Origin of the sequence: Enterobacter cloacae complex sp. P13B (assembly GCF_014895915.1) — a bacterium.
Lineage (GTDB): Bacteria > Pseudomonadota > Gammaproteobacteria > Enterobacterales > Enterobacteriaceae > Enterobacter > Enterobacter bugandensis.
On the sequence record NZ_JADBQN010000073.1, the window covers coordinates 1 to 5,736 of the forward strand.

General features: G+C 42.5%; 5 protein-coding genes. All 5 read right to left on the reverse strand.

Features of this window, described 5'->3' with window-relative positions; translation table 11 throughout:
• Window positions 1–1,003: hypothetical protein (locus tag IM273_RS21760; protein WP_193055623.1), on the reverse strand; the 1,003-nt coding region annotated here is incomplete at its 3' end.
• A gap of 8 nt (window positions 1,004–1,011) precedes the next feature.
• Window positions 1,012–1,734 carry an alanyl-tRNA editing protein gene (locus IM273_RS21765; RefSeq protein ID WP_223813098.1) on the reverse strand — a complete coding sequence of 241 codons (723 nt, stop codon included), beginning with the start codon at window positions 1,732–1,734 and terminating at the stop codon, window positions 1,012–1,014.
• A 71-nt stretch (window positions 1,735–1,805) separates the two neighbouring features.
• Window positions 1,806–2,858, reverse strand: a complete 1,053-nt coding sequence (locus IM273_RS21770) for a histidinol-phosphate transaminase (RefSeq protein WP_047955802.1) — start codon at window positions 2,856–2,858, stop codon at window positions 1,806–1,808.
• Window positions 2,855–4,438, reverse strand: coding sequence for a phenylalanine aminomutase (D-beta-phenylalanine forming) (locus IM273_RS21775; protein ID WP_080346973.1), 1,584 nt, complete (start codon window positions 4,436–4,438; stop codon window positions 2,855–2,857). The genes IM273_RS21770 and IM273_RS21775 overlap by 4 nt, the downstream gene beginning before the upstream one ends.
• Window positions 4,439–4,464: 26 nt before the next feature.
• A complete protein-coding gene (locus IM273_RS21780) occupies window positions 4,465–5,472 on the reverse strand; it encodes a TauD/TfdA family dioxygenase (RefSeq protein WP_047955801.1) in 1,008 nt (335 codons plus the stop codon).
• Between the last annotated feature and the right edge of the window lie 264 nt (window positions 5,473–5,736).

Sequence of the window (5,736 nt, forward strand, 5' to 3'; positions counted from 1 at the left end):
ATTCTGGTCTGCCTGAAATGATCAATTCCAAAAAATAAGGATGTGCATTCTCATCCTCAAGCTGTCGTCCGGATTTAGTGTGTACCTCAATAGCGGAAAAGAGATCAACAAGTCTGTCCTGTATTTGTTCAATTTCCGGCGATTTAAGCGTAACCATTGCACTAAATTTAAATGTCCCATCTATGTCAAAATATTCACTTTTTTCGGGTTTGGACAGGGATTTCTCAGTTTCATAACACATAAATTTGTCTTTAAGATTAATAGATTCTGGGGTCCTTGGCATTCTGAGTGTCGGTGCAAGGCGAACAAAAGGGGCTTCCTCATGATTTCGTTCTTTTGCTACAAGACTCAAAAATTCGACCACACGAGAATCGAATGCAATGTCAAGTTGATGGCAAACTTGTTTAATTTCAGCCACGGATGCAGTGTCAACCATATATAGATATGTCATAAGCGGCCATAAATCAAAATTGTTCTTAAATCCTCTAATTATTTCATCAGAAATAATAAATTCGCGTTCATATCGACTTAGGCTGAGTGCGCGGCGTAATATTTTGGAATCATGGTCTCTCAGTTCTAGTCTTGAAGACAGATCTCTTGTTTCTATTCCTTTCCCAAATAGCATTTCATGCATATCAGAAGGTAATAAATCCTTAAAATAATGCCAGAAATAATCAAAGCTTGATTTGCTTGATGTTTCTATACCAAGAGAGTTGTGGAGTTCTACTGCTGAGTCTATACTGAGATATTTCCTACCTGCTTCGATATCACGATAATAATTAGCAGAAAAAGGAATATCTATCCCTTCCAGAAATGTCGAAACTTTAAGATGTCCCCTTTCAACACGAAGTTGTGTCAGGAATGAACCAAGAGCATGTTTTTCATCTGTCTTGTTAGACGTTTTACCAGGGAGACTATCTACGTGTTTTGTTTCGTTTTTATCTGTTCTCATACCAGAGGCTACCATCGTTATTTGTTGATTAGATATTGACTCTATAGACATCTACCAGGTTAACCTGAATTATCAGAGAGCCTGAGTGCTATACGCGTCATGTTTTTTTTGATTTTCAACGTGGAAAATATCATCCCGATCTCTTTTGTATCTTTTACATGTGTACCTCCACAAGGAATTGACCATCGTCCACACTTCCATATCCGAAAGTTATTTCCCTGTTCGGGAACATTTACAGTTTGTATCTCATGTCCCGATGAACAAAATTCATTTAGTTCTGTTGTTGCCTTTTCAAGAATATCTTTATCAATATAGTCAAGAAGTTGATAATGATTCTCTCCGCTTTCATCATTGAGTGGTGAACGAACAGGGTAAGGGATTGAATGGCCTGTTACCTGCTCGAGTATACAATGGATCAGATGTACAGCCGAGTGTATACGCATCTGGTGATATCGCAGATCCCAATCAAGAATAGCAGTCACTTGCTGACCTGCCTGCTTTTTCAGCAAGTCAAAACCGATCTCATTAATATCAAGATAGTGTCTGATCTCTTCATCTTTTCGTTTTGTTGTGAGAACACCGATTTTTTGTTGTGATGTCAGCATATCCGGTAAAACAAGATAACCTCTGTCACCCAATTGCCCACCACCCTGTGGGTAAAAAATGGTCGGACTGAGGACACAATAGGGAGAATTTGACTCATCAAGGTTAACATGAAGGAGTCGCGTTTGGGTTTGACTTAGATAGGGGGCTGTATGGTATAGCCCAGGTACTTTATTCATATTCTTAAACCTCAATTGAATAGATACTTTTAATTATTTATTTGAATGAATGTAAATAACCTTGGCAGAATCTATGCTTTTAGTTCTTTCTCTAAAACAAAGAGTAACTTTTCCATTTGTTCCCGGGGTCCGAATGAAATTCTCAGGCAATGATCCAAAGAATAATCGGTCAGCCTGGCTATAAGGAAACCTTCACTGTTAAGACTGTTCTGGATCTCCCGGCTGCGTTCTTCACTGTCAAATTCAACAAAGACGAAATTGACATATTGGGCACTGGCTTTGACTCCGTAATCTTCAAATAAATCTACCAGTTTTCTTCCCCAGCTAAGACAATATTCTGTTGTTTTGAAAAGATGCTCACGATCCTGTAGTGCATGTTCACCAGCAAGAGCAGATAAAGCACTGACATTGTAAGGCGCCCGGCGAGCTTCCAGTTGTGGATACAGATCTGTGCTGACGTAAGCCCAGCCAAGACGCAATCCGGCAAGTCCATACGCTTTTGAAAATGTTCGTAAGCATATTGAGTTAACGCGTTTATGAACTATTTGAATACCTGCCGTATTTTCGATATCAGGTGTAAATTCTGCGTAGGCCTCATCAATGATAATGGTCGTTTCTGGCGGTATGGTTTCAACTAAAGATATCATTTCTGAAGGTGCAATATAGTGACCCAAAGGATTAGAAGGATTAACTAGGACCAGAATGTCAGGTTTATGACTGACCGCCTCTTTTAAATCCTCAGGGAGGATGCGCCCACTTTTCACTGGGATCTCACTGTATAAGGCTCCGAGAATATCAGTTCTCTTTTTGTACATCATAAAACTGTGACGAGGAGCGGTAAGCCGTGCACCCGGTTTCAGCAGACTACGCAGTGTGATATCAATCAGTTCGTCAGAGCCATTACCCGTGATGATCTGTTCCGGATTAATATTCCAGCGTTCTCCAATTGCTGCTCTCAGTGCATTGTAGGTGGGATCGGGATACAGGCTCAGCAAAGACAGATCATATTGTCCTGTTTGTATTATGTCTGGTGAACCCAACGGATTTTCATTGGCGTGCAGGCGGATGGAAGCATTATTATTTGCTCCCTCAACACATTCCCGGATTTTTTTAGAGAACATCATGAGTGGCCTCCAAGTATCCGGGATACGAGTTCTTCCAGATAAGGTGTTATTGACTCGTCATGGTCCAGATAAGGGACTGACTCCCTCACTTTTGCGTACCACAGGCGACCTGAATTTCCTAATTTTGTAGCATCCCTGATATCAGCTGCCTGAGCGGCGCAGATCAACTCAAAAGCAATAACATAGCGGGTATTCTGGAGCACCTCCGCCGTCCTGCGAGCAGCAACCAGACCGAAAGAGACTACGTCCTGAAAATCACCTGTTGTTGTTAGTGTTTGTATTGATACAGGTGTAGCCAGAGAACGATTTTCCGCTGTGACAGAAGATGACATAAACTGTCCCCCCATTAAACCAAACCGCAGCCCACCATTTTCTGCACATAGAAAAGAGGGGAGCCCGTTGCTGTTCGCACTGGTCAGCAATCTGTCTATTCGCCGGTCAGATAAGTTACACATGGTAATGATTGCTATCGTCAAATAGTCCATCGCGGCGGATATATACTGTCCGTGAAAATGACCGTTATGGAAAACCTGACCGTTTTCGGGTGTGATAAGGGGGTTATCATTTGACGAATTTAATTCATTACTCACTATTCGTTCCACAAATTCTATTGTCTCCAAAACCGGGCCAAGTATCTGTGGTGTGCAGCGAATTGAATAGGCATCTTCAATCGGCATATCTTCTTGTTTGATGCTATTCGTAAGCCTGCTTCCGAGTTCTGATGAAAGCTGTATATCATCAACCGCCAGCCTTGTTCCCTGGAGGTTATTCCATATCATCTCTGCAATTTTTTGCTGGCCTGTATGCGGTTTTAGTTGATGAACGTCGGGATGAAATGGCCGAATCCGGGCAAGAAGCGTTTCTGAGGCAAAGGCGGAGATTGACGCATATTGTTCAAGAAGTGACCTGGTTTCGATGACATTCAGGGCGGCAAGCGCAACCATGCAGGAGGTGCCGTTGATGAGTGCCAGCCCTTCCTTATAACTTAGCTCAAGCGGTGCGAGCCCCAGCTGGTGCAGAATATCTTCTGCAGCCAAGCGTTCACCATTGAACCAGGCATTGCCCTCACCAGTGAGCATACGGGCCATGGCTGCCAGTGGCCCCAGATCTCCGCTGGTGCCCAATGACCCTTTACGTGGTATCTCAGGAATCAGACCAGCGTTGTAGATTGCGATAAATCGATCGAAATTTTCCAGAGATAATGCTGAGTTGCCGCGAGAAAGTGAGATAATTCGGGCGAACATAGTTGCCCGGCAAATTATATCTGAAAATCTTTCACCAACATTTGTCGCAACACCACGGATAAGGTTTTTTTGTAATTCTTCAGCCCTTTCGAGCGGAACGAGATGATCGACAAACCCACCCATCCCAGTGTTGACACCATATATAACCGAGCCTTCTTTCACTAATTTTTCAAGGGCTCGTCTTGATGCGGCAATTCTTTCTCTGGTTTCTTCTGAAGCAACTATTTTTTTACTGAACTGAGAGAATTCAATAAAGTCTTTCAGACTGACGTTACGGCCTGGGCTGAGAATGAAGGTATCGCCTGTGGATGTGCTATTATGCTGTGTAATATTCATGACCATTTTCCTTCTGTTTGTTTGAATTAATGTTCAGTCCAGTCGGCAATAATGACGTTAATCTCTCTGTTTCCTGAAAATGCATGCCTGCCATGAGCAAACTGCAGGTTATCGAGCAGCAAAATATCGCCGGTGTTGAGATTCACGTCCTGTTCTAACCCCTTGACCAGATGAAATAAGTTAAGTGTCAGTTCTTCCGGTAGCGGTTCTCCATCGCCGAAACACATGGATTCGAGAAGTTCAGGACAATTCTGAGCAGCTTCTTTTAACTCTTCTTCGTCTTCGTTTCTGGAATCCACCCGTGCCCATTCAATCATCGCAGCAGCACCCCAGAAATGTGCCTGATTGCACCAGATCAACTCATTTTTACGAGGATGCTGACGCACCGGTGAAATACAGTCCTGCCAAAGGATTAAATCATCATTCCACCATTCAAATTCCCAACCCCTGGAGCGGCAGGCAAACTCTGCCTCTTCTTTTGTTTTTGCAGAAAGCGCTTCCTGCCAGCTTTTTTTTATTCCGGGTTTCAGATGAACTCGGTTTTCATCCGGCAGTGTTCTACGCAGTCTGAGGCCGCGTTCTGTCAGAAGTTGTAATGTTGAAGGCTCGACCAGTTTTGTTATTCGGCGCATATCGCCAATGGTAGATTCTCCGCCCTCTGTGGCGGGTTTGACGCAAGAGAAGGCAATGATTTCCGGTGGGTGTTTTACATAGGCCATTTCCTGATGGAGGATGATTGACCATGCCGGAGGCGTTCGGGTTGCCTCCATCACTTTACCTTTTATGGTTGAACGGGGAGATGAACCACCAATGTAATCTCTGGTGCGAAAACCTAGCGCATTCATTATCACTTCAAACACAGCGGGTTCTGCACTTTGCACAACGCCGCGTAGTAGCAACGCTCCGTTATTGAGCACTGCTTCCCGAATATCTGGTGCAGTTTGAGTAAAGAAGTTTTGCGTATCAGTGACCGATAACCCATCAACGGTGAATCCAGACAGTCCACTCTCATTACATTCTTTCAACATCACCATCTTAGTCTCCTTGAGTCTTAAGAAATGTTGATATGTCTGTCTACTAATTAATCGCCATGAATCATCAAAGTCAACAAAAAGATTATTTTTTCTTTTAAAAGAAATAAAATGTACTCAAACATCTTTTATTGATATTTAATTTATTTAAAATCAATAAGATATAAAAAAATAAAACTATTGGAATTATTTTTCATTAGTTTGTTTATCCAGTTGTCGTTTGCAAGGTTTTTGGGTACATCGATAGTAAAATCATGATTAAACTGG